We start from the raw sequence: 22667 nt of genomic DNA, 5'->3' as shown, positions 1-22667 counted from the left end.
GATTCAATCCAGAATTCTTATAATTTTAGTTGGATTCCCTCCAACTAATGTAAAATCCTGTACGTCCTTCGTTACAATACTCCCAGCAGCCACTACTGCATTAAGACCAATCGTTACACCCGGTAAAATAATAGCGTTAGCTCCGAGCCAGCTACCTTCTTTGATCAAGACGGATTTTTCTTCTGAGTGGCCCTGATAATAAATAGCCAAAGATAAATCATCAAATTTGTGATTTGATACATAGATATGAACTCCAGAACCTACTAATACATCTTTTTCTATCTTAATCTGACCATTTTTTGTAGCCATCAAAATACTCCCTGGTCGTATAATAACTTTATCGCCTAAGCTAATATTAGAACAGGTAACAGCGTAAGCACCCATTCTAAATTCTGCATTCTTTCCAAAAAGCAAGAATTTTTCCCGACATATTTTTTTCTGTAAAGAAGGAATATAGAATTGAAAATGCGTTGCCAACATATCTGGACCAAGTCTATCTGCCTCTCTTGACCATTTCCATCTTTATTTAAATTATTTTACAAGGTCCGCCATATTACCAAGCACTCAATCCACCATCCACGATAATATTTTGCCCTGTTATATATGTAGAAGCATCCGAAGAAAGAAAAATTAGAGCACCAACCATTTCATGAGGAAGAGCCATTCTCCCTAAAGGAATTCGATGGCTATATTTTTGCTTAAATGTTTCATTTTGCCCACTCTCTACTCCTCCTGGAGTAATGGCATTTACACGTATCCCTTCTTTGGACCAATAGGTAGCTAAATATTTTGTTAACCCAATGACTCCTGCTTTAGAAGCTGAATAAATAGCAGGTGTATTAATTTCATGGTCTAAGTAATAGGAGCCTTCATATATACGAGGGTCGGGAGCCAAAACACCGTATATCGAAGAAGTCTGAATAATGGAACCTCCTTTTCCTTGTTTTTTCATTAAGCCGCCTACATGTTTTGCCACAAGAAACATCCCATCCAAATTAGTATTCATGATTTCTTTCCACTGGCTTAGTTCATAATGCTCAAATTCCGTAAAAAAAGCGTTAAGGTTACTGGACTTCCCAGCTGCATTGTTATGCAGAATATTTATTTCACCGAAAACACTTTTAACTTCATTAACCATTTGCTCTACTGATTGTTCATTTGCAACATCACATTGAATCGCAATTGCATGACCTTGATAAAATTCGTTAATTTCAGAAGCAACTAGTTCCGCAGACTCTATGTTCACATCTACAACTGCCACATTAGCTCCTGCTTCTGCAAGACCTGAGCAAAAATGCTTTCCTAAAATGCCACCCCCACCAGTAACTATAGCCGTTTTACCATTCAGTTTAAATTGATTTAAATAAGAATGAATCATAGCAATATCCCTCTTTTCCCTGCTAAAAAGGAAACGAATTCAAAATCTAATTCGGAATCTATATCAACCGATCGTTCTTCTGGCATTTCAAATAATATTGTTTTATCTTGGAAAATAGAATTGGAATTAATTAGTGCCTCTCTTTTCCAAATATAAATAGAAGCATTCATATCATAGCATTTTGGAGAATCCTGCCTGCGAATAATTTTATGATCTATTTTTTTTGATAAATCCACATATCCACTCTCATTTATTTCCACCAAATTAAAGTATGGGCTTCTTCGCGCTGGAGCACCTGTAATCAAATTAGACGCTTTTTCATTACATTCTAGATATGCCATCGATTTCATAATATCCTCTATAGACCTAAGTGGTGAAGTAGCATCCATATCAAGAATATAATCAAATCTTTTTGCAGTCATTTCTTCAGCATTTTGCATACAATGTTGAATAACAGGAAGTTTGGCGGCATAATCCGTAGCTAATTCTGCTGGACGCTTGATAATGAGGCTCGCCCCAAATTCTTCAGCCACTTTTAAAATTTCTTCACTGTCACTGCTGACCGCAATGTGATCAAACAAACCAGTTTCTTTCGCTTGATTAATCGTATGGGCTATAAGCGGCTTTTCAAGTAAGAGACGAATATTTTTATTTTCCACACCTTTTGAACCGCCTCTCGCACAAATCGTACATAATCTATTCATTGTACAGCCACACTTTCTCTTTAGAAGCTTTCTCACAAGCTTCAATCATTTTAACAACTCGTAAACCTTCTTCATATGTACAAAGGAATTCCCTTTCTCCATTTAACACAGCTACATGCTGCGCTCGATATGTATCATCACGATTAACGTAAAATTTTTGAATCTGTTCATTTTTTTTGAGCGTGTTATTAACCAAATCCGCTTTATACGTGTGTTTATCCGTGTTTACAATTACGAAACGTTGTGTAATGAAATCTAAATAATTTACTTGAACAGAAATGAGAGGAACCTTACTTGTTCTATATAGAACAGAAAAATGATCATCTGACTCAATCTTCAGATCACTAAATTTCCCCCCTGATGCCGTAAGTTCATTCCATTCACCAAATAAAAACTGCAAATAATCAAGTTCGTGACTTAAATCTCGAAGAACTCCCCCTCCCTTATCAACAGAGGCTGAATAAGATTTCGTGTAATCCGAACCTGGACGCCATGAAGGCAGATATTGGCCGACGTATGCCTGTACAGATATTACCGGCTCATTTAAAAGCTGATGATGTAAAGCTTGAATGACCGGATGGAAGCGAAGATTATAACCTACGTATAAATTCGGAAAATAGAGTTCTCGTTGAGGCAAGTGAGAAAAAATAGGCTTCTCGACCAAAATTTTTTTATTCTGTTGATTTACTAAATAGTTCAGTGTTTCTTCATGATCTTTAGTTTCATTAGCAATAATTAAATAATCATAATTCCCATTCCTTAATGCTTCATGTATATTTTCATGAAATATTCCATTGTTTTTTTTATGCCTAGAAACAACTTCTGTAAAACACCCTAAAAGTCTTAAAATTGATTCATGACGCTTTCCAATGGAACCATATCCAATTACCAAAACATTCAAAAATATCACTTACCTTTTAGAAGCTTATTTTAAAGAATCACTTTGAAAATCCATTTATTTGTTCATAAAATTTCATGTTTTCTAAACCATCATGAACAGTTAAGAGTCTATCCTTCATTTCATCTCCAAATAAAAAGGTTTTTGTCTGTTTAAATAAACCGGGTTTAAAGATTTTATCAATTTCATTTTCTATAAATACTTGTTCTACAACCACTGATCCAGCCTTTTGGACATGCAGCTTTTCAAACGGCCTAAATATAAATCTGTTTTTTGTTGTCAACAATTCTAGTTTCCAACTTCCCGGAGCCTGCCAGTTTGCATGATAAGAGAATAAAATATCCCTTTCTGTTATACCTGATCCGACATAAACACTTCCTTTTGGATGCCAACTTAAAGAACTGGTTGCTTGAGCAGCTACTTCTTTTGGCTTCCCCCCAAAATAAAAAGCAGTATCAAGCACATGTGTAGAATTTCCAATAAACCAATTATTTAATTGAAAGTCTGTTTTATTTAAACCATCCACGAGGTGGCTCCACTCTGTAAATTCAAATAAGAACGAACTTAGGCCCCCATCCTCATTAATTCTTTTTTCTGCAGCAAGCACTGAGGAATAGAAACGACGATTGTAGGCAATATAAACTTGCGACTTTTTCTTATTCGCTAATTCAGATATTTGTTGCATTCCCATTGAAGAAACCGAGGCTGGTTTTTCAACTAAAATAAACTTTACTGCTTTATTTAACAAAAAGAGGGTATTCTCCTCCAGACTTTCTAATGTTGATGCAATAATAGCATGAGTAGGAACAACGTCGAGTCGATGAAAAACATTTTCTAATCCACCTGTCAAAACTTTTTTTTCTGTTTTACGGTAAAATTGTGTTGCACTTTCTTCTCCACGGCCTACAATTGTATAGTCTACATTTAACTCATCCAATACTCTGCTGTATTCATAAGCCATATAACCGGTTCCAACGAGTAAAATATGCATTATGTAATCATCCCCCCTTTCTTCCCTAAGAATTTGTTAAATGCCTCCAAAACTTTCACGTGTAAAAAAGCTGATTCTTTAAATGAAGTGAGTGAACAGCATCCGAATTCTTTCAGCTGCTCAAATACCATATTTGTAACTTCACTCTGATAATAAACTTTAAATGGACTTTCAATTTTTTTATCTTGTTTATAGAATATAACCTGTTGTTGTGTTTCGTTGATTGTATATTTTCGTTCATTTGACTTAATTGTAATTGTTAAAGGCGCATCACTACATTTAGATGACGTTAGGTTCAAAATAGTATTACAATTTATTCGTCCGATTAATGTTCCAGCTAATTCAATATATCCTCTTCTTTTATTCGTTAATATTTCTGTAAGTGCGCTGCTATCCAAATTAATTTCTGTCTCATTTGTCAAATAATTAAACAAATCTAGAAAATGAATAGTATTGCTGGCCAATCCCCAATTTGCACCTTCTACCGTCACAGAAATATTAGTGTCCTGAGAAAGTTCTTGTTTTATTTCTTGATAATTAGGCCACATTCTTCTTGTACAATTAACATACACAGATACACAGTGGTTCTCTATTAAATGAAATGCTTTTGAATAATCATTTACTTCAGGAAATAAAAACTTTTCCAAAAGCAAATAATCTACTTTACAGTTGCTAAGCAATTGTTCCATTATATTTAATCGTGGTACTGAATTAGTTGAAACAACTACAAATTTTAATGCTGAAGGTAATCTGGTTATTTCTTTAAAGGCTTTTATTGTTTTGTTTTTATATTGGTCCACTTCTTCAAACCGGTTGACTGCAGTATTTATCGAATCCTCAGAGGGGTCGATAATGTAAATATTTATGGGGTCTTTATAAAGTGTCATAGCTTGAAGATGGCGGCTTCCAAGTTGACCTGCTCCAATAATTGCAATATTATCCACACTCTTCTCCTTCCGATAAGAAATTTCCCATATAATCTTTGTCTGCTTTCTCATAGTCGGCTGTATGTCCTATATCCAGCCAATATTCTCTTAAAGGAAATGCGGCAGCTTCTTTTCCTGTTCCGATCAATATTTTGAATAGATCAGGCATATCAAAAAATTGATCATGTGGTACATATGCCAGCGATTCAGGATTAAGGACATAGATACCAGCATTAACAAAAGTTTTATGCACAGGCTTTTCCACAATAGACATCAGCTTTTGCTGATCAGTTTCAATCACACCAAATGGAATTTGGTATTCATATTCACGGACACATATAGTCGCTTCTGCTTGCGATTCTAAATGAAAATCCAGCAATTGTTCAAAATTAATTTTTGTTAATAGATCCCCGTTCATAACAAAAAAAGGTGCCGCCGGTTTTTCATTTAATAAAGATAACGCACCTGCTGTACCAAGACGCTTTGTTTCTTCGATATACTTTATTTCGACTCCCAAAAGTGTTCCATCTTGAAAATAATCTTGAATCAATTCTTTTTTATAGTTAACACACAAAATAAATTTCTTGAAACCGAAACTTTTAAAGCTTTCAATAATTGTCTCTAAAATAGGCTTATCTCCAACTTTTAACATTGGCTTTGGGATGTTATTTGTTAATGGACGGAGACGTGTACCAAGCCCTCCTGCCATCAGTACTACTATATTCTCTTTTTGAAGTACTTGATCTACATCATCAGTAAACATAATACGAGCGATTTTATAAGAGTCATCTACAATCGGCAGCTGCTTCAGCTTCCTTTTTTTCATTACTTTTTTATAATAAAGTGATTCCTGACCTATTTTTTCTAAAATTGGTGAAGTATTCATTACTTCTTTAATTGGACTATCCAGAGAAACCCCCCTTAATATTCCACGTCGAATATCTCCATCCGTTACAGTTCCCAGCAAATGATCTTCCTTATCCACCACTGCTGCAAACTGTAGAGTTGATTTATCAATGACCTTCATAGTTTCGAGAAGGGACTCATTGGGAGAAATCAAAATTTGTTTCCAGCGTTCCATTGTGTCACTTCCTTTGCAGGCACGCCATATACTGTTTTGCCGTCTGCTACCTGTCTTCTTACTAATGCGCCAGCACCGACTAAGACATTCTTCCCTATAGTGAGTCCTTGAATAACGGTAGCTCCGGTGCCAATATGTGAACCTTCTTCCACTTGTACGTTGCCAGATAAGACCACTCCAGGAGCAATATGGCAATGACGTTTGATTTGACAGTCATGGTCGATACTTGCTGATGTATTGATAATAGTATTATCGGCAATTCTGGCAAAAGGTTGAATAATTGATCCTGCCATTATGTGGACACCTTCGCCAATTTCCGCATGAGGAGAAATAATAGCTGATGGGTGAATGACGGTAGCGAACGAATAGCCTTTCCTTTTCATTCGATTAAAGATTACTGCTCGTTTCGGTGAGACACAGACTGAACCTATTGCAAGAATAAGTTCAATTTCATTCGGAGAGTACAAATCGATTTGTTCATCTGTTCCCAGATAAGAGAGCCCAAACCGATTAATCTCTTCACGTGTTCCTGTAAAGCCAAGAATATTTTGCTTTTGCTGGAGTAATATCTCCGTTAGCACAGTGGCATGCCCCCCATTACCTATTAAGATTACCGGCTTACTCATCAATTAATTCCTCAGGTTCATAGTCTTTAGAAGCTTCTTTTCCGAGTAATGTCCAATAAAGGGATGGTTCCATTCCACTGCCAGGACGCTTAATCAAAAGGTTCTCTTTTGAAAATACCTCTCCTTTTTTGATAGGATGGGCGGCGATTAAACTTTTTCGAACAGCAACACGATTTTTCTGTTCGCTTTTCGTCGGTATCTTTTCTGTTTGGCCAAGTGATTCCTCTACATTCCTTATTGCTTTTACCATTTCTGTCAGTTCGTCTGGTTCTAATGATGCACGATGATCTGGACCAGGAAGCAGGCGGCTAATAGTAAAGTGTTTTTCAATCACGCTTGCCCCTCTTGCTACGGCAGCAACCGGCACGTAAATGCCTGCAGAGTGATCTGAAAAACCTACTGTCACCTGCAATTCGTTCTTTAAATAATCTATCGCCCGCAAATTCACTTCTTCAAGTGGTGTCGGGTATTCTGTCGTGCAGTGCAAAACCGTTACGTACTGTTGCAGAACACTTTTTGCCTCTTTAGTTTTATAAAATGCCTGCACGTCTTTCGGATTAATATTTTTTTGAGGAAAAGCAAGACCATATGCTATGAATGAAAGTGATTCATGAATATCTTTCATATCCGCCATACCAGTTGAGAGAATAATCGGCTTTTGCTTTGTTGCAATGTAATGAATAAATGGTGTATTCGTCAGCTCACCAGACGGAATTTTCACTTTCTCTATATGCAGCTCATCTAACAAAAAATCGACACTCTCCTTGTCAAAAGGTGTCGATAGAAAATCAATTTCTTGATGATCACAGTATTCTTTCAGGCGGATAAACTCATCAAATGACAATTCCAGATTTTTCAGCATATGAAATTGGGACATTTCCTTCCCGATGTTCACCACCTGATAACCTGCTTGCTTTGCACTTTTTGTAACAAGGTTTTCTGCCTTAAATGTCTGAAACTTAACAGCTTCTGCACCGGCAGCTTTAGCCGCATCAACTAATACACAGGCTAAATCAAATGAGCCGTTATGGTTTACTCCCGCTTCAGCGATAATATATGCCTTCATCTATAAAACACGCTCCTTTACAAGCATGAAAGCTTCTGCCGCTGTGACGCCTGCAGCCGCTCCACGTAATGTAGCCAATGCCCGGATGGTCTTTTCACTTCTAGGAAACGGATGATCAGAAATTTCCGACTCATATATTTTCATGATTTCAATTTTTTTGTTAAGGTACTGTGTAATATCAATAAATACATTAGGGCGAAAACCATTAGCATCAGTATTCATGATGAAATCTGTTTCAGATAGTGTTTCATACACTAACACTTTCTCAACGCTAGGATATCGGAACCATTTTGTGCATGCCATCGTCGCATCATAAACTACTTTATGGTCGCTATGAGCATCTGAACGATAAGGTGCATAGACTATTTCCGGATGAATGATTTGAAATTCCTTACTAATTGCTTCGACAAGAGTTCCGACCGACACTGTATCAAGCTCCGCAGCGAAAAAAGGAAGTTCAACAACGTTTGTAAATTGGTATTCTTGGTTTACCTGTTCAATTTCACGCTGACGTTTTTGCACTTGTTTTTTATCGAAAATTTGATCATTCATTTTTGTAACGATAAGCCAGTGGACTTTGTTTCCTTTAGCTATTTCTTTTAAAATTGTTCCGCCGCAGCCTAATGTTTCATCATCTGGATGGGGGGTGACGATCATGATGTTCTTGCTCATAAATATTCTCCTATTTTAGGTAGTTCGCTCCACTCATGTTCCTGAATAACAACTAGGCCGTCCCCAGTTTTCACAGTAAAAGTATTTTTATTTGCATCAATGACTTTTCCTGGTTCGTAATTTGTATAATGATCTGGATTTAAAGTAGACACTTCTGCTTTCCAAATGATAGAATCTGCTCCTTTATACACAGCGTGAGCCCCAACGTAGGGTTTTGTCAGCGCTCGTATTAGCTGAATAATCGCTTTTGTGGACATTCTCCAGTCGATTTCTCCATCTCTCTTTGTACGCTTTCTCCAATAATTTGCTTTCAAATGATCTTGAGGTGTAGCTTCAATTCTTGCATCTATAAACTGTTTTGTCATTTCCACGACTTGTTCTTCTCCAGCTTTGAGTATCTTGTTATACAGGGAACGTGCATCTTCGTCATGTTCAATCTGAATAATTCTTTGATTTAAAATATCACCAGCGTCTGCTTCTTTTGTTAAATAAAAGAAAGTTGATCCCGTTTTTTTGAGTCCAAGTGCCAATGCCCAGATAATAGGATGTCTTCCCCTGTTAGCCGGCAATAGTGCCGGGTGATATCCTACAATGCCCCACTTAGGAATGTCCAATACGTCACTGGAAAGCAAATGAGACCAGCCAAAACAATAAATTATATCAGGTTGTCTTTCTTTAATCCATTCAATCATTGAGTCTTTATCTTGATAATCTAGCCAGTCAATTTTTTTTTCCGTGGCGAACTGCTCAAGAGATACGTGATCGGAATTAAAATGCGATATCGCCTTTGTCACAATACCAGCAATATGCGCATCCGTTTCTTTATAGATAGCCTGAAGAAACCTCGAACTTGACTCTACACATCCAATGTAAACGAGTTTCATTTATTCCCCACCTATTTCGTAGAATTGCTTTTTAATGATTGAATCAAGTGGTATTTGTTTTAGAATAGCTACGATTTCTTCCGATGTTTTTCCTTCACCGTATGGAAGTTTCATGTTCCTAATTTGTCTTTGAAAAGAAGATGAAAGTGCTTTTTCTATTGCCATACGAACTTTATTCTTATCAAACTCACAGTCAATCACTGAATCCGCTTTAAGACGTCCTCTTTGCCTGTCCCCAATATTGACAGTGGGTTTATAAAAAAAAGGTGCTTCAATTAAACCGCTTGAAGAATTTCCTATGACCGCTTCACAGTGCGATAATGCACTTAAATATTTGATCTGTCCCATCGAATCATAAATCCGTGTTTTTTCTTGGTTTTTTTGCACATATTCTTCGATTTTTTGATTGATAATTCGCCCTTCAGTATCGGCATTTGTTTTAGTGAAAATAACTTGATGGTCTTGGAAACTGTTTAATACATTTAATAATAAATCAATATGTACAGCGCTAGTGTGCTTTTCCAATGTAGTTGGATGAAGCGTAACAAGAAAAAAATTATCCAGATCAAAGTGAATTGCTTTAGAAAGATTCTGTTTGGATAATAGTGTGACTTTCTTTATCCCATCTATTCCCGGAGCTCCGACGTTAAATACACTTTCAGGCTGCTCTCCCATCTGTATAATACGCTTGCGGTATGGTTCTGCTGCAGCAAAATGAATATGAGACATTTTTGTAATTGAGTGCCGAATCGGATCATCAATCAGCCCTTCTGTCAGTTCACCGCCGTGTATATGCGCAATAGGTATGCGTTGTATCATAGCTGTTTGAGCAACTGCAAGTGCCTCAAACCGGTCGCCTAGAATGACAATTAAGTCGGGCTGCAATCGCATAAACGAATCAGCTAAACCAATTATCCCAAGTCCAAGTGATTTTGAAATTGCAGACGGGGTATCCGACGATAAAAGCATTTCAATCTTCTCATCAATAACAAACCCATCTGCTTCAATTTGTTTATACGTCAGGCCAAATTCAGAAGACAAATGCATACTGGTCACTACAAGTTGCAGTTCCAGTTCGTCATCTTCCTGAATTTTCTTCATTAGCCAATAGAGAAGACCATATTCTGCTCTTGTACCTGTAACCACACAAATTTTACGTTTAGTCATAATTGTCTCCTTTCAAAGGAGTGGAAGGAATATTAATAATATGCTTTTTATAATGTTCCGTGACCGTCAAATCAGCAGATGGACATTCTTGGAAAGGTTTCAGTTCATTCATTGGTGTCCAAATTGGCCGAGCCATTGCCCCCTGCTCATTTAGTTGTTCCAATACTGTATCACGGTTATACAGATTGTCATCAAGAATAATCGCCTGAAGCCAGTAATTGCTTATTGAAAAAGAAGACTCTTCAAATAATGATACACCGTTGATATCTTTAAATAATTGTTTGTACTGCGAAGTCAAAGTGCGTTTCGAAGCTAAAAAAGCATCTAGCTTTTCCAGTTGCGCGCAGCCAAGCGCCGCATTAAGGTTCGGCATTCTGTAGTTATATCCAATCTCGTCATGCTGGTATTCCCAACGATGAGGAATTTTCGCTGTTGTTGTGATATGTTTAGCATAGTCAGCCAGTTTGTCATCGTTTGTTAAAATAGCACCGCCGCCGCCGGTTGTGATGATTTTGTTGCCGTTAAAGCTAAGAGCTCCAACCCTTCCAAAACCTCCGGTATGCTTTCCTTTATAATAGGAACCGAGTGATTCCGCGGCATCTTCTACAAGAACAAGATGATAACGCTCGCACACTTCGATCAGCGGATCAAGGTCGACCGGGTGGCCGAATGTATGCATAGGAACAACAGCACGAATGATCCGATTTGTTTGTTTATTGATTAAATTACCGTTTTTCATCTCACCGATCTCTTTAATGTGTTCTTCCAACTTAATTGGATTAAGACCGAGTGTTTGGTTGGATACATCCACAAAATGAGGAACAGCATGTAAGTAAGATACAGCATTTGCCGTCGCAATAAATGTCAGAGCCGGCATAAATATTTCATCTTCAGCCTTCACACCGGCGACTTTTAACGCAATATGAAGGGCAGCGGTTCCATTGACAACTGCTATCGCTCTTTTGACACCTGTATATTCCGCCAAATCTTGCTCAAATTGGTCAACATATTTACCGACCGACGATACCCATCCGCTCTGAATGCAGTCAGTGACGTATTCTATTTCCGTTTCTGTAAAAGAAGGCTCATGAAGCGGCACGAAATCTTTGTTTCCGTGAATCGCTTTAATTTGCTGCGCTATATCTTTCCAATTGGTACTCATATGTTATACACATCTGCCTTATACTGAGATAGATTAATCGGATCAGAAAACCAATCGGCAGTTTCTTTCATTCCACGTTTAAAGCCTTCAATTCCCCCGTACGCTGGTGTCCAGCCGATCAGTTCTTTCGCTTTGGTATTGTCCGCCCATAAGCGCTCTACTTCACTCTTTTCAGGACGGAGACGAACTTCATCTGTTTCAATTTCAATTTGCATGCCCATCACTTCAGTAATGACTTTTGCCGTGTCACCAATGGAAATTTCATAGTTGCTGCCGATGTTGATCACTTCACCAATTGACTTTTCGCTGTTCATAATCGAAATAAAGCCACTGACCGTATCTTTTACATAATTGAAATCACGTGTCGGGCTTAATGCGCCAAGCTTTATTTTTTCTTTACCAGAAGCCAGCTGCGTTATAATAGTTGGAATAACAGCACGGGCAGACTGCCGCGGACCATATGTATTAAACGGACGGATAACAGCCACCGGTGTTTCAAAAGAACGGTGAAACGATAGTGCCATTTGATCCGCTCCTATTTTAGAAGCAGAATATGGCGATTGCCCTTGCATTGGATGATCTTCATTAATCGGCACATATAAAGCCGTGCCATAAACTTCACTTGTTGACGTATGGACAACTTTTGATACACCGAGCTCACGTGCCGCTTGTAATACATTAAGTGTTCCTTTAATATTTGTATCAACATACGTATCCGGTGAATGATAAGAATACGGAATTGCTATTAAAGAAGCCAAATGCAGAACAACATCGCAGCCCTTCATTGCTTCCTTTACACCATGTGGATCTCGAATATCACCTGCAAACACATCAAGACTTTGCTTAATATCTGCTGGAAACGAATCAAGCCAGCCCCATGAATTAAATGAATTATAGTAAACAAAAGATCTTACATCATATCCCAATCGAATTAATTGTTCTAAAAGATGGGAACCGATGAATCCATCGGCTCCTGTTATTAAGATTTTCATAGATTTCTCCATCAAGTATTTTTTTTACACGACTCTTTAAAATTGCAAAATCATATGCACAATAAACAATAACTTATGCTTCTACCATTCTATAAAAATCAATCAACCTTAATTTTTTCTTTTCTGAATATGTCATTATCTTTCCTTCATCAATATTCAGTAAAGAGAGTTCTTCAAGCATCTCATCTTTATAAAATTTAGAGGCTACTATTATTTTGTCTGCGTCAATTACTTCTTGGGTTATATTTTGAACTGAAAAAATTGGTACTCCAATTAATTCTCTCTTCCTGCTTTGATCAATAAAGGCAGAAATGTGAATCTCTTCACTTAATAAATATTCACCTATTTTTTTACCTAACTCTCCTGCGCCATAGATCACTACTTTTTCTTCTGGCATAAATTTATCCAGTTCAAAAAAGTACAGTATATCTATTAACATATCATCACTATTCATTTCAATCATCAAATTCTCGTGTGTAACATTCTCTGTAAAACTTTTAATTTTAGAAATATTTTCGATTATTAAACTCGCTATAAGTTTATTTCCTTCAGCGTTTAAATGCTGATGATCTTTCATTATATACTCTTCTAAACACTCAGTTCTTAAAAATGTTGAAATGTCTACATATATTGCTTGATCATTTAAATTACATATATTTTTTATGATTTTATTATAGATGTTTATTTTATTTAAAAGACCTGGAAAACGCTTTTCCATCTTCCTTGAAGTGTTTGCAATCCCTATACAAATTACTTTCGTATTAGGTAATACTTTTAATAATTTAAGGATTTTTATATAGTAGTATGCAAATTCACATTCACTTAAGTATCCTAGACCGTTTAATTCAGTTCTCGGCCACAGGTCTACTATTCCTACATGGATAACAATAACATCTGGTTTTGTTAAAAATATATGATCCATGCGATCTCTTTCATATATACTTTTAATAGTTGAAGCTCTAACTGCTCGATTAATAACATAAAAATTCGTAAGGTTTTCTTGAAGCAGATAAGGATAAGTTTGATTAAATTCAACACCAAGTTCTAAATCTTCTTTTGGATTAAACGTTTTAAAGTTTCCCGGTCTTGGCAGAGATAAAGAATCACCTAAAATCATAACTTTTTTCATTGTATTGTTCATTCCTAATCTAAAATGATAGCTAATGGTAAAAAGCCAATTGTGTCAAGTACATTTGACTCAGTTCCAATAGATTTATAATCTGAAATGTCTTTTTCTTCATAATTGCCTCTCAAAAGAATATGTAATGCCTTCGTTATCGGATGACATGCCAAATGTTCATTTTGCCAAGATAAGTGCTGGATAAAAAACAGCAAATCTTTTCCCTTAATATAATTATCCCAATCATTATCTGTATCTGTGTTAGACAAACTCCCTCCAGTCATTAATCCTATTTGAATATTTGGATATTTACTGAAAAATACTTTTCTTGATATAATTCCTGATTTGTAGAGTGTAGACCAAGAAATACAGTTTTGGATATTCCGATCTGCAATAAGTTTCTTCTCTCCTCGGGCATCATCAACCATAATAAAGTAGAAATCACCGTCTGGCTCGGCCGAGGCTTCTACTGGCAAGTGATTTCCTGATTCGTTGCCAAGCCCAGTAAATTCGCCTACAGTATCGTATGAGGCTGTATAGTGACAACGCATACGCTTACCTACTTCAAGTTCAGAAATGGATGTAACTTCATGAATATGATAGGCGCGTTCGTTTTTTTCAATTTCTGCAGCATGAAAAAGAAAATTTGGATTCTCTGATAAGACTTCAATCGTAACTTGGTGCATACCGGGCTTTAAAATCGTCGTTTTATAAAATTCTTTACGTAGTAATACACCATAAAAATCTTCATCCACGCTTTTTTCAATCTTCAACGTAGTTATTTTATTATCAACCATGATTCTAAGCTTTATTGTTTCATCCGATTGGTTTTTTCCATATAGCGCCAATTTCGTGCCGCTGAAACGAAACTTAAATTTAGCATTTTTTTGTTTTGTTTCAACAGAGAGCATTCGGATTGAAACTTTATCTTCTTTTTTATCTTTTTCTTCTATCTCTTGCTCTTGTCCATCTTCTTTTTTTTCTACCTCTTCTATTTTCTCTGTATCTTCTTCAGCACTATCATAAAGCTGTTTTCCCCACTCACCTTCATAGTAGAAGACACCACTTGTGGAAATATATTCTTTCCAATCAGTATGTGGCAACAATGCCGGGAAAACAAACGACTGGATGATTGGTGCAACTTCTTTGTACACGTTTTGGCAAATATTTAAATAATGCGTATAAGTGTAAATAACTCTAACTGCTTTTTCTTGCGTCGGAGCTAGTAATCGAATAATCCTTGTACCTGCTTGTAATTTTTCAAAATAAACTCGGGTAATTGGACGAATAACCATACTATATAGGACATTGTTAGTGAATTTTTTAAACAAATCATCGAATTTTTCAAGATTTTTTTGAATTTGATTTTGGTTCATATTATGAACGGACAAACTCATTGTCTTAAAATGATTTATAATTGCTTCGTATTGATTGACAAAAGATGAAACTCCCTTTTGCAGATCTCCTATCTTTTTAGAGTTAAGCGATAAAGATGTTTTAGTAATCTCTTTATACCACTCTTCATTTACGACGCACTTAGTCAGCTCTTCTGTTATGAGCTCTTCTAGGGGCTTGTATGTAGTTCCTTTAATAGCAGCGCCGCCTTTTGTAGCGTTAGTGACTATTGAAATATTATATTTTTCTATATAGTACTCCATCTCTTGACGCATTTGATCAAAACTCTTGTTTGTCATAACCTGTCCTCCTAGCGTATCTTCGACTAAATAGGAATCTGACAAGTCTTTTTTTTGTACTGCTGCATCTGTCATCTCTTTTTTTTCTTCGTCATAACGTGCAATTTCTTCTGAATAAAAAAGGTTATTTTTAAAAGCAAAGTTTTGTCCAACAAGAATAACTTTCTCTACCTCCAATTTGTAAAGCAATTGAAGCGTTACAATAGCAATTGAGGTTGAATCATATAGTGTCGGCAATGTTTTTTCAAAAAAATAAGGAGAGATCGTGTCTTGAGATGTAATAAAATGAAACATAGGTCCTTTATATTTTTGGATAGTTTCATAACCAACCGTTGAACCAAAAATCATGGGAATGTTAATAATGTTCTGCTCAATAATCTCTTCAAAGATAGCATGATTATGTGCTTGCGGATCATATGTCAGCACTGCATCCGGATATATCCCTTGTGCAATTAAGGCTTTGTTCGCTGATCCTACCGCAAAAATGTAAGCCAGCTTCTTATTTTTAATATAACGAAGATTCTCTATTTCTTCACTTAATGATGGTCCAGCTGATACAAGAACAATTGGCTTTTCCTTGAAAGGATTATGATCTGCAAGCAAAATATTTGGAGTATTAAATATTGCGTTTAAATTCATAAGCGCATTTAACGACCAGCGCTTTGCAAAGCTGCTTTCTGCGTATAAATTCAATCTTTTCCCTTCGATCATTGATCTAAATAGAGAAGAAAAAGTTTCAAACTCTTTATGAGCAATTTTTTCATAAACTGGAAGAACAATAAGTAAAATCTTCTGAGAGAGATTGGAAGAGAATTCAGCTAAATTCTGTTCTGTTTGTTCTGAATGCTCTTCTGTGAAAAGATAAGCAAAACGGTCAATTGGCAATTCTATTTTCTGTGCATTTGCCATACATTCTTTAAAAACAGCAGAAATCGGTTCATAGCCAGAAGCCATTTTCGATGGATAACGATCGAAAAATAACTTTATATGATATCCAAGCCCCATTCCATAGAATAGAATATGATCTGATTCTTCTATTTTGTCCTTATACGTATCTAAAATTCGCTCTGCCTCTTTTTCTGGGTCATACTTACTATGGATGGGAATTATTTTTCCTTCATGCTCAATCTGCACAATCGGTAATCCAGTTTTACTATTAATTATTTCTATTTTCTTCTCTAACATATCTCCTTCATCCTCTTTCTGGCATCAGTCTAAATTTCCAATCATGCTTTTCAACTGATCAATCGTCAGCCATTCCGGATTTGTCTCACTAGAATACTCAAATGTTTCCGTCAGTTTTTTGCCGTTTTCTAATTTGTTGCCCCACCATGAGAATTCAGGCGTAATTACATAGTAATCCTCATATTCTACAGTATGACGTGCATCATCGTGTGTAATCATTAACTCATGAAGCTTTTCCCCAGGCCTTATGCCGACAATATCTAACCTTGCTTCCGGCGCAATCGCCTTCGCAAGATCAGTAATGTTCATGCTCGGAATTTTCGGCACAAACAGCTCACCCCCGCGCATTCTGTTCAACGAATCAATCACAAACTGCACGCCATCGTCCAAAGTAATCCAAAAGCGGGTCATTCGTTCGTCTGTAATTGGCAGCCTTCCGGTTTCTTTCATTTTCTTAAAGAAAGGGATAACACTGCCACGGCTTCCAACTACATTTCCGTAACGTACAACCGCAAAACGTGTTTTTTTCTCACCGACATACGAATTGGCTGCCACAAATAATTTGTCAGAAGCCAGTTTTGTAGCTCCATACAAGTTAATAGGTGCTGCCGCTTTATCGGTACTCAGGGCAATGACCTGCTCTACCCCTCTATCGATTGCGGCTTCAATAATGTTCTGAGCCCCGTAAATATTCGTTTTCACTGCCTCAAACGGGTTATACTCACAAGCATCCACATGCTTCATCGCTGCCGTATGAACAATAATATCCACCCCATCAAAAGCGCGGTATAGACGGTCTTTGTCACGTACATCTCCAATAAAAAAGCGCAGACGGTGATCCTGGAATTCCTGCTTCATTTCATACTGTTTTAACTCATCGCGGCTGAAAACAATCACTTTTTCTACATCCGATTGCAGCACTTTCTTCACAAATTTATTTCCGAATGAGCCTGTCCCCCCCGTTACCAAAATCGACTTCCCTGTCAAATGTTCCATGAATTTTTTCTACTCCTTAATGATGAACGTTTTGTTTTAACTCCACTAATGTTTCGACGACTTCATATTGAATCATATCAGCGATAGTGACAGTGTCCTGCGCCTCGGTCGCATTCATTAGCTCTTCAAGGATTGATGTGATCTTTTCACGTATATCTACATAATATGACGCTGCCTCTTCATCCGCATATTGAGTAAGTGTCTGCAATGCCCCGAGAATCCATTGAAAACCATCTGCCAAATTAGAGAAACTGTCCCAGTCCTCTGCTTTTGCGCCTTGATAGAATGAATCGGCAAGCTGCTCCATAACCGGAATAGCCCTGGTCAAATAGTCATTTAATGAAAGTTGGAGTTCTGCCGCCATTTCTTCCCTTTCTAATAATACAATGTGAACGTCATGAATGGATTCCACTTCGTCTAGTAAGTACTGGTAATGATTTTCGTATAAATCCAGGCCATCTACTCGCAGATGGCTGAAAACTTTTTGTGTTCTGCTTATTTGCTCATTAATCTTTTCCACTGCTTTATATACATCTTTACTAGTATTTCTGTATTCTCTAATTTCGCCTAGGAAATGCACCTTCATCTGTGAGCCTCCGATCTTATTCTCCTAATTATTTTATCGGATAATCACGAAAAATGTTGAGAAATAGGCGGAAAACTTCTTTTAAGAGGAAAATAAAAAAAGTCCCGGATAAGTTCCGGAACTTTTTGTGAAACCATGATAATTATCCAAGCAACTGAAGTACGCCTTGTGGACGCTGATTTGCTTGTGCTAACATTGCTTGTGATGCTTGAGCAAGGATAGATTGTTTTGTTTGGTTCATGATTTCTTTCGCCATATCTACGTCACGGATGCGTGATTCTGCGGCCGTTAAGTTTTCAGAAGATGTGCCCAAGTTGTTGATTGTATGCTCAAGTCGATTTTGGAATGCACCAAGTTTTGAACGCTGAGCAGATACTGTTTGAATAGCATTGTCAATAGCTTTGATTGCTGCTGATGCTCCTGAATGTGTCGATACACTTAAAGCGTTAAGTGTGTTGCTGTTTGTTGTTCCGTTGCTTACACCGGCAGCTGAAGTGTATGACGCTCCAGAAACAGCTGTTGCAGTCGATACTAATGTAGCTGTTGAAGAACCTTGTGCGTGTGAAGTTCCGCCTGTTCCGCTAGAAGCAATACCAAGTGCTACAGCACCCATATTTTCAATGTCAATCGTCATTGACTGACCATTGTTTGCACCGATTTGAAGGTTAGCAGAGAAGTTAGTTGAACCTGATGCATTCATCAACGTCTGTGTATTGAATTCCGTTGTATTGCTAATGCGGTTAATTTCAGAAGTCAATTGGTTCATTTCGTTCTGAATTTCGTCACGGTCTGTAGATGTGTTTGTATCATTCGCTGCTTGAGTCGCAAGTTCACGCATACGTTGAAGGATTGAATGAGTTTCATTCAATGCGCCCTCAGCCGTCTGGATAAGAGAAATACCATCTTGCGCATTACGCTGTGACTGATCTAATCCTCGGATTTGTCCACGCATTTTTTCAGAGATTGCTAAACCTGCAGCATCATCGCCTGCACGGTTAATACGAAGACCTGAAGACAATTTCTCCATTGCCTTTGCTTGTGAATTGTTTGCTGCACCTAGTTTGTTGTACGTGTTCAACGCGGCAATATTATGATTGATAATCATTGTGTAGTTCCTCCTTGAGTTTGACCGCCCACATCCTTGTGGACCGGTTTTCCATTTGTTCAGCATCCCATTCCAGGTCGGCCGCCCTGTTCCGTTCTGCTTACACTAGTATTATCGTCAAGCAGGAAAAATGTTTAATAGACTTTCTGTGTATTTTAAATTATTTTTTTGGCAAATTTGTGAAAAGTGACTGGACGGGCTGACTGGCTTGTTTCAAACAAAATATCCGTACTCATTTTTTGTGAACCGGGGTTTATTTGAGCAACTCCAACACCCGCATCTGCTCCTGCCTCGCCTGCATGATCATCGCCATCGCTACTTGTGACAGAATGCTTTCCTTTGTCATCCTCATAATTTCCTGCGCCATATCTGCATCGCGAATGTGGGATTCGGCGGCGGTGAGGTTGGCGCTTGTGTTGGCCAGGTTGTTGATCGTGTGCTCAAGCCGATTTTGATAAGCGCCGAACCGGGACCGCTGGCTGGAGACGCTTTTGATGGCATCATCCAGTGATGTGAGTGCGGTCTCGGCACCGGTTCTAGTGGTGACGTCGATAGTGCTGAGGCCGAGTGCACCGGCGCGCATGTCGGCGGTTTGAATGGTTATGGTTTGGCCGGCGTTGGCACCGACTTGAATCTTGAACTCTATTTTGGAGCCGTCGAGCAGCTTTATAGTGTTGAATTCGGTCTGGCTGCCGATTCGGGTGATCTCATCGCGCAGCTGGTTAATTTCTTCTTGAATGGCTGACCGGTCGCTGTCGGTATTAGTGTCATTGGCGGATTGGACGGTGAGCTCTCGCATGCGCTGGAGGATGGCGTGTGTTTCGTTCAAGGCGCCTTCTCCGGTTTGGATAAATGACACAGCGTCCTGTGCGTTGCGCGTCGCCTGGTCCAGCCCGCGAATTTGGGCACGCATTTTTTCCGAAATCGCAAGCCCCGCCGCGTCATCAGCGGCGCGGTTAATGCGCATTCCGGATGACAGCCGCTCCATCGCCACCATTTGTCGGTCAAGCGCTCCTTTGTAATGGCGATACGCCGTTGATGACAGGAGACTGAAAGATGTAAACATAAAAGCAGCTCCTTTTTTGTGGTTATGTTATGTATCGGATGGGAAAGCGAGGATTTGCAGGCTTTTGACGACCGAATTATTGTCAGGTTGGTCGGATTCTGTGACTGGATGACTGAATTCCAAGCTTTCCGGTCATACGATAGCAGATTCCGGTCGAAACTAGACTTTTTCCGGTCATTCAGCCAGCCAGATCCCTGAAAACAAAAAAAGCCCCACGCCAATTACTTTCTTGGCGGGAGCTTGAGCAAGCCGGATAAGTCCGTAACGCCGGCAGAAGCGGATTTGTTTTCGTTGCCGATCTGGACGTAGATTTCTTTCCGGTGGATATCGATGTGCTTTGGTGCGTTAATGCCGATTTTGACCTGGTCGCCGGAGACAGAGACGATGGCGATTTCGATGTCGTCTCCGATCATGACGGATTCGCCTGGCTTTCGTGTGAGTACGAGCATCGGTTACGCCTCCTTTGCCTGGAACAAGCTGTGGCGTGTTTCGTACGGAGTGCCGGTTAAGATGAGCTGGCGTCCGCTGTGGGTCCGCTTGTTAATAACAATTGGAGCCTGCAGGTTGGCCGTTGTTTCTTCAAATGGCTCACGTACGGTTAAGATCGACAGCAAGGTGACGTCCTGCTCGGTTTCGATGGTGAGTGCGTCGATTGTGGCGTCGTCGATTTTCACGTTGTAGTCGATGAAAAACGAAAACGGATCGGTCACGACAAAGCTGACGTGCGGTGTTTCGGTGGATTGCAGGGCGTAGAACACGCTGTTATCCGGAAACGCGAGCAGGACGAATTTTTTTTCGTTTTCAAAGCCGGGGATGCCGGCTGGGAAGGACAGGATGTCTTCTTGTTCGATTTGTTTTTCACCGTGGTATTTCGTTTGAATCTTCACGTTGATCATCCTCAAATTGTTTTATTCACCGCTTCAAACTGGATCGACGGGTGCTGATTCATTCGGAATTGAACGTCGCCCGGCTGATAGCGGATGATGGGTTTGTTAGCCCGTGTATTGTTTTCCACCTGGCGGGCCTGTGCATCAATTTGAACGTCACCAGGCTGGTAGTTGATTTTCACGCTGCCGTACGATGGAATGTAGGCGATGCCGATTTCGTGTGAGCGGTCCGCCCGGCGTGCGGCCTGCATCACGATTGCGTTGCCGCCTTTATGAATATCGGCAAGCTCTCGTCCTTCCATTGCCCGGCGGCCGGTGCCTTCGAGCGCTTTTTGGCGTCCGTTTGCGGCGGCGTCCCGAATGCGGGTGAAGATGTGCTTCCGGTCCATATCATCCCACGCCTGGCGCTGATCGATCGACAAACGACCAGGCGTCGTTTGAATGCGCATGTCTGCTTTTGGCTGCTTTAAGTCAACAGAGGCCTGTGGCTGCTCGATGGACAGGCGGCCCGGAGAAGACGAAATGCCAAGCTTCGCCGGCGATGTGTTAATGTGAACGGTTGTGATATTCACCGGTCATCCCTCCTGTTAACGAAGATAATCCATTAAAGAAGGCTGGATAATACGGGAGCCGACGGACAGCGCGGCTTTATGAACGGTTTCCTGTACGGTTAAGTCCGTGACTACCTGTTCAAAGTCCACGTCTTCGTTTTCCGATAAAATACGGGACGCGACGACCTTTTGCTCGGCGGCACGGGCTTCCATTAATTCAATCCGGTTAAAGCGCGCACCGATTTTGGCACGGGCCGTTGAATTATCCGCCATGTGCACATCGAGGTCTTCAAGCAAGCCGCTCAAGTCAGAACCGGTTGTTGTATCGTACTCTAACGTGTCGATAATCTTTTGCACATCAGCAAACATCGCCTCCGGGAATGCTTCCGACGCGGAGATGTTCACTTGAATGTGAACACCCTTTGACAGCTCCAGCTCCATTTTGCCTGCATTGGCTGAGACAGTGGCGCCCGTTGCCGTTGCTTCGACCGGCTTGGTTGTTGTCGCTGTTCCATTAAACAAATATTTCTCACCAAATTTTGTGTTGGCGATTTCCACCAGGTGCTCCTTCAGCTGAACGATTTCGGCTTTTGTTGCTTCGCGCTGCTCGGCGTCATACGTGTCATTCGACGTTTGGACGACGAGCTCCCGAATCCGGTCCATGGCAAGCTTTGCTTTATCCAGCGCGGAATCGGTGTTTTCCACCCAGTTGTACGCTTCGCTGAAGTTGCGCTGAAACTGCTCGACTTCTTCCAGACTGCGGCGGTAAACGATGCCCTTCATCGCGACAACAGGATCGTCGGACGGCTTCGTGATTTTCTTTTGCGTGGCGACCTGTGTATTCAGCGTATCGAGCCGCGACATGCTTGCGGTTAAATTTTTCATCATATTCGAAGACAGCATTGATTGCGTAATACGCATTCTTTTCAC

24 protein-coding genes are annotated in these 22667 nt (G+C 39.3%); all 24 read right to left on the bottom strand.

What is annotated here, in order from left to right; genetic code table 11:
• Nucleotides 1-3 precede the first annotated feature (3 nt).
• Nucleotides 4-309 (bottom strand): acyltransferase, encoded by a 306-nt coding sequence (locus tag BW952_RS19790; RefSeq protein WP_269430722.1) that lies wholly within the window; start codon nucleotides 307-309, stop codon nucleotides 4-6.
• A gap of 244 nt (nucleotides 310-553) precedes the next feature.
• On the bottom strand, nucleotides 554-1378 hold the full coding sequence (locus tag BW952_RS05835; RefSeq protein ID WP_045849670.1) for an SDR family oxidoreductase: 825 nt from the start codon (nucleotides 1376-1378) through the stop codon (nucleotides 554-556).
• Complete coding sequence (locus tag BW952_RS05830; RefSeq protein ID WP_045849669.1) at nucleotides 1375-2082, bottom strand: acylneuraminate cytidylyltransferase family protein; 708 nt, start codon at nucleotides 2080-2082, stop codon at nucleotides 1375-1377. Before BW952_RS05830 ends, BW952_RS05835 begins: the two co-directional genes overlap by 4 nt.
• Nucleotides 2075-2983 (bottom strand): Gfo/Idh/MocA family protein, encoded by a 909-nt coding sequence (locus BW952_RS05825; RefSeq protein ID WP_045849668.1) that lies wholly within the window; start codon nucleotides 2981-2983, stop codon nucleotides 2075-2077. Before BW952_RS05825 ends, BW952_RS05830 begins: the two co-directional genes overlap by 8 nt.
• Nucleotides 2984-3020: 37 nt before the next feature.
• On the bottom strand, nucleotides 3021-3971 hold the full coding sequence (locus BW952_RS05820; protein ID WP_045849667.1) for a Gfo/Idh/MocA family oxidoreductase: 951 nt from the start codon (nucleotides 3969-3971) through the stop codon (nucleotides 3021-3023).
• Nucleotides 3971-4915 (bottom strand): Gfo/Idh/MocA family oxidoreductase, encoded by a 945-nt coding sequence (locus tag BW952_RS05815; protein ID WP_045849666.1) that lies wholly within the window; start codon nucleotides 4913-4915, stop codon nucleotides 3971-3973. The genes BW952_RS05820 and BW952_RS05815 overlap by 1 nt, the downstream gene beginning before the upstream one ends.
• On the bottom strand, nucleotides 4908-5978 hold the full coding sequence (locus BW952_RS05810) for a nucleotidyltransferase family protein (protein ID WP_045849665.1): 1071 nt from the start codon (nucleotides 5976-5978) through the stop codon (nucleotides 4908-4910). Before BW952_RS05810 ends, BW952_RS05815 begins: the two co-directional genes overlap by 8 nt.
• Entirely contained in the window at nucleotides 5954-6604 is a 651-nt protein-coding gene (locus BW952_RS05805; RefSeq protein WP_045849664.1) for an acetyltransferase, read from the bottom strand. The genes BW952_RS05810 and BW952_RS05805 overlap by 25 nt, the downstream gene beginning before the upstream one ends.
• On the bottom strand, nucleotides 6597-7670 hold the full coding sequence (neuB, locus tag BW952_RS05800; protein ID WP_045849663.1) for an N-acetylneuraminate synthase: 1074 nt from the start codon (nucleotides 7668-7670) through the stop codon (nucleotides 6597-6599). Before neuB ends, BW952_RS05805 begins: the two co-directional genes overlap by 8 nt.
• On the bottom strand, nucleotides 7671-8342 hold the full coding sequence (locus BW952_RS05795) for a PIG-L deacetylase family protein (RefSeq protein WP_045849662.1): 672 nt from the start codon (nucleotides 8340-8342) through the stop codon (nucleotides 7671-7673).
• Nucleotides 8339-9226, bottom strand: a complete 888-nt coding sequence (locus BW952_RS05790) for a methionyl-tRNA formyltransferase (RefSeq protein WP_045849661.1) — start codon at nucleotides 9224-9226, stop codon at nucleotides 8339-8341. Before BW952_RS05790 ends, BW952_RS05795 begins: the two co-directional genes overlap by 4 nt.
• Entirely contained in the window at nucleotides 9227-10393 is a 1167-nt protein-coding gene (gene neuC / locus BW952_RS05785) for a UDP-N-acetylglucosamine 2-epimerase (protein ID WP_045849660.1), read from the bottom strand.
• Entirely contained in the window at nucleotides 10386-11555 is a 1170-nt protein-coding gene (locus BW952_RS05780; RefSeq protein ID WP_045849659.1) for a LegC family aminotransferase, read from the bottom strand. The genes neuC and BW952_RS05780 overlap by 8 nt, the downstream gene beginning before the upstream one ends.
• Nucleotides 11552-12547 (bottom strand): NAD-dependent 4,6-dehydratase LegB, encoded by a 996-nt coding sequence (locus tag BW952_RS05775; protein WP_045849658.1) that lies wholly within the window; start codon nucleotides 12545-12547, stop codon nucleotides 11552-11554. The genes BW952_RS05780 and BW952_RS05775 overlap by 4 nt, the downstream gene beginning before the upstream one ends.
• A gap of 73 nt (nucleotides 12548-12620) precedes the next feature.
• The gene (locus tag BW952_RS05770) at nucleotides 12621-13676 is read right to left on the bottom strand and encodes an SGNH/GDSL hydrolase family protein (RefSeq protein ID WP_045849657.1); all 1056 of its coding nucleotides are present in this window, start codon (nucleotides 13674-13676) and stop codon (nucleotides 12621-12623) included.
• A gap of 14 nt (nucleotides 13677-13690) precedes the next feature.
• Nucleotides 13691-16546 carry a 6-hydroxymethylpterin diphosphokinase MptE-like protein gene (locus tag BW952_RS05765; RefSeq protein ID WP_052698372.1) on the bottom strand — a complete coding sequence of 952 codons (2856 nt, stop codon included), beginning with the start codon at nucleotides 16544-16546 and terminating at the stop codon, nucleotides 13691-13693.
• A 24-nt stretch (nucleotides 16547-16570) separates the two neighbouring features.
• Entirely contained in the window at nucleotides 16571-17542 is a 972-nt protein-coding gene (pseB, locus tag BW952_RS05760) for a UDP-N-acetylglucosamine 4,6-dehydratase (inverting) (RefSeq protein WP_045849656.1), read from the bottom strand.
• 16 nt (nucleotides 17543-17558) lie between these two features.
• Nucleotides 17559-18062, bottom strand: a complete 504-nt coding sequence (locus tag BW952_RS05755; RefSeq protein WP_139325421.1) for a DUF8042 domain-containing protein — start codon at nucleotides 18060-18062, stop codon at nucleotides 17559-17561.
• 208 nt (nucleotides 18063-18270) lie between these two features.
• Nucleotides 18271-19233 carry a flagellin Hag gene (hag, locus tag BW952_RS05750; protein ID WP_045849654.1) on the bottom strand — a complete coding sequence of 321 codons (963 nt, stop codon included), beginning with the start codon at nucleotides 19231-19233 and terminating at the stop codon, nucleotides 18271-18273.
• Between the two features lie 253 nt (nucleotides 19234-19486).
• Nucleotides 19487-20299 carry a flagellin N-terminal helical domain-containing protein gene (locus BW952_RS05745; protein WP_052698371.1) on the bottom strand — a complete coding sequence of 271 codons (813 nt, stop codon included), beginning with the start codon at nucleotides 20297-20299 and terminating at the stop codon, nucleotides 19487-19489.
• Between the two features lie 221 nt (nucleotides 20300-20520).
• Nucleotides 20521-20748 (bottom strand): carbon storage regulator CsrA, encoded by a 228-nt coding sequence (gene csrA / locus BW952_RS05740; protein WP_045849653.1) that lies wholly within the window; start codon nucleotides 20746-20748, stop codon nucleotides 20521-20523.
• A gap of 3 nt (nucleotides 20749-20751) precedes the next feature.
• Entirely contained in the window at nucleotides 20752-21186 is a 435-nt protein-coding gene (gene fliW, locus BW952_RS05735; protein ID WP_045849652.1) for a flagellar assembly protein FliW, read from the bottom strand.
• Nucleotides 21187-21197: 11 nt separating this feature from the next.
• On the bottom strand, nucleotides 21198-21758 hold the full coding sequence (locus tag BW952_RS05730) for a DUF6470 family protein (protein WP_045849651.1): 561 nt from the start codon (nucleotides 21756-21758) through the stop codon (nucleotides 21198-21200).
• A gap of 15 nt (nucleotides 21759-21773) precedes the next feature.
• A complete protein-coding gene (flgL, locus tag BW952_RS05725) occupies nucleotides 21774-22658 on the bottom strand; it encodes a flagellar hook-associated protein FlgL (protein WP_045849650.1) in 885 nt (294 codons plus the stop codon).
• Nucleotides 22659-22667: the final 9 nt, after the last annotated feature.

This window comes from Domibacillus enclensis, from assembly GCF_900156125.1.
Classification (GTDB): domain Bacteria; phylum Bacillota; class Bacilli; order Bacillales; family Domibacillaceae; genus Domibacillus; species Domibacillus enclensis.
Note: the sequence above shows the minus strand (reverse complement) of the source record. Positions and strands in the feature narration are given on the sequence as shown.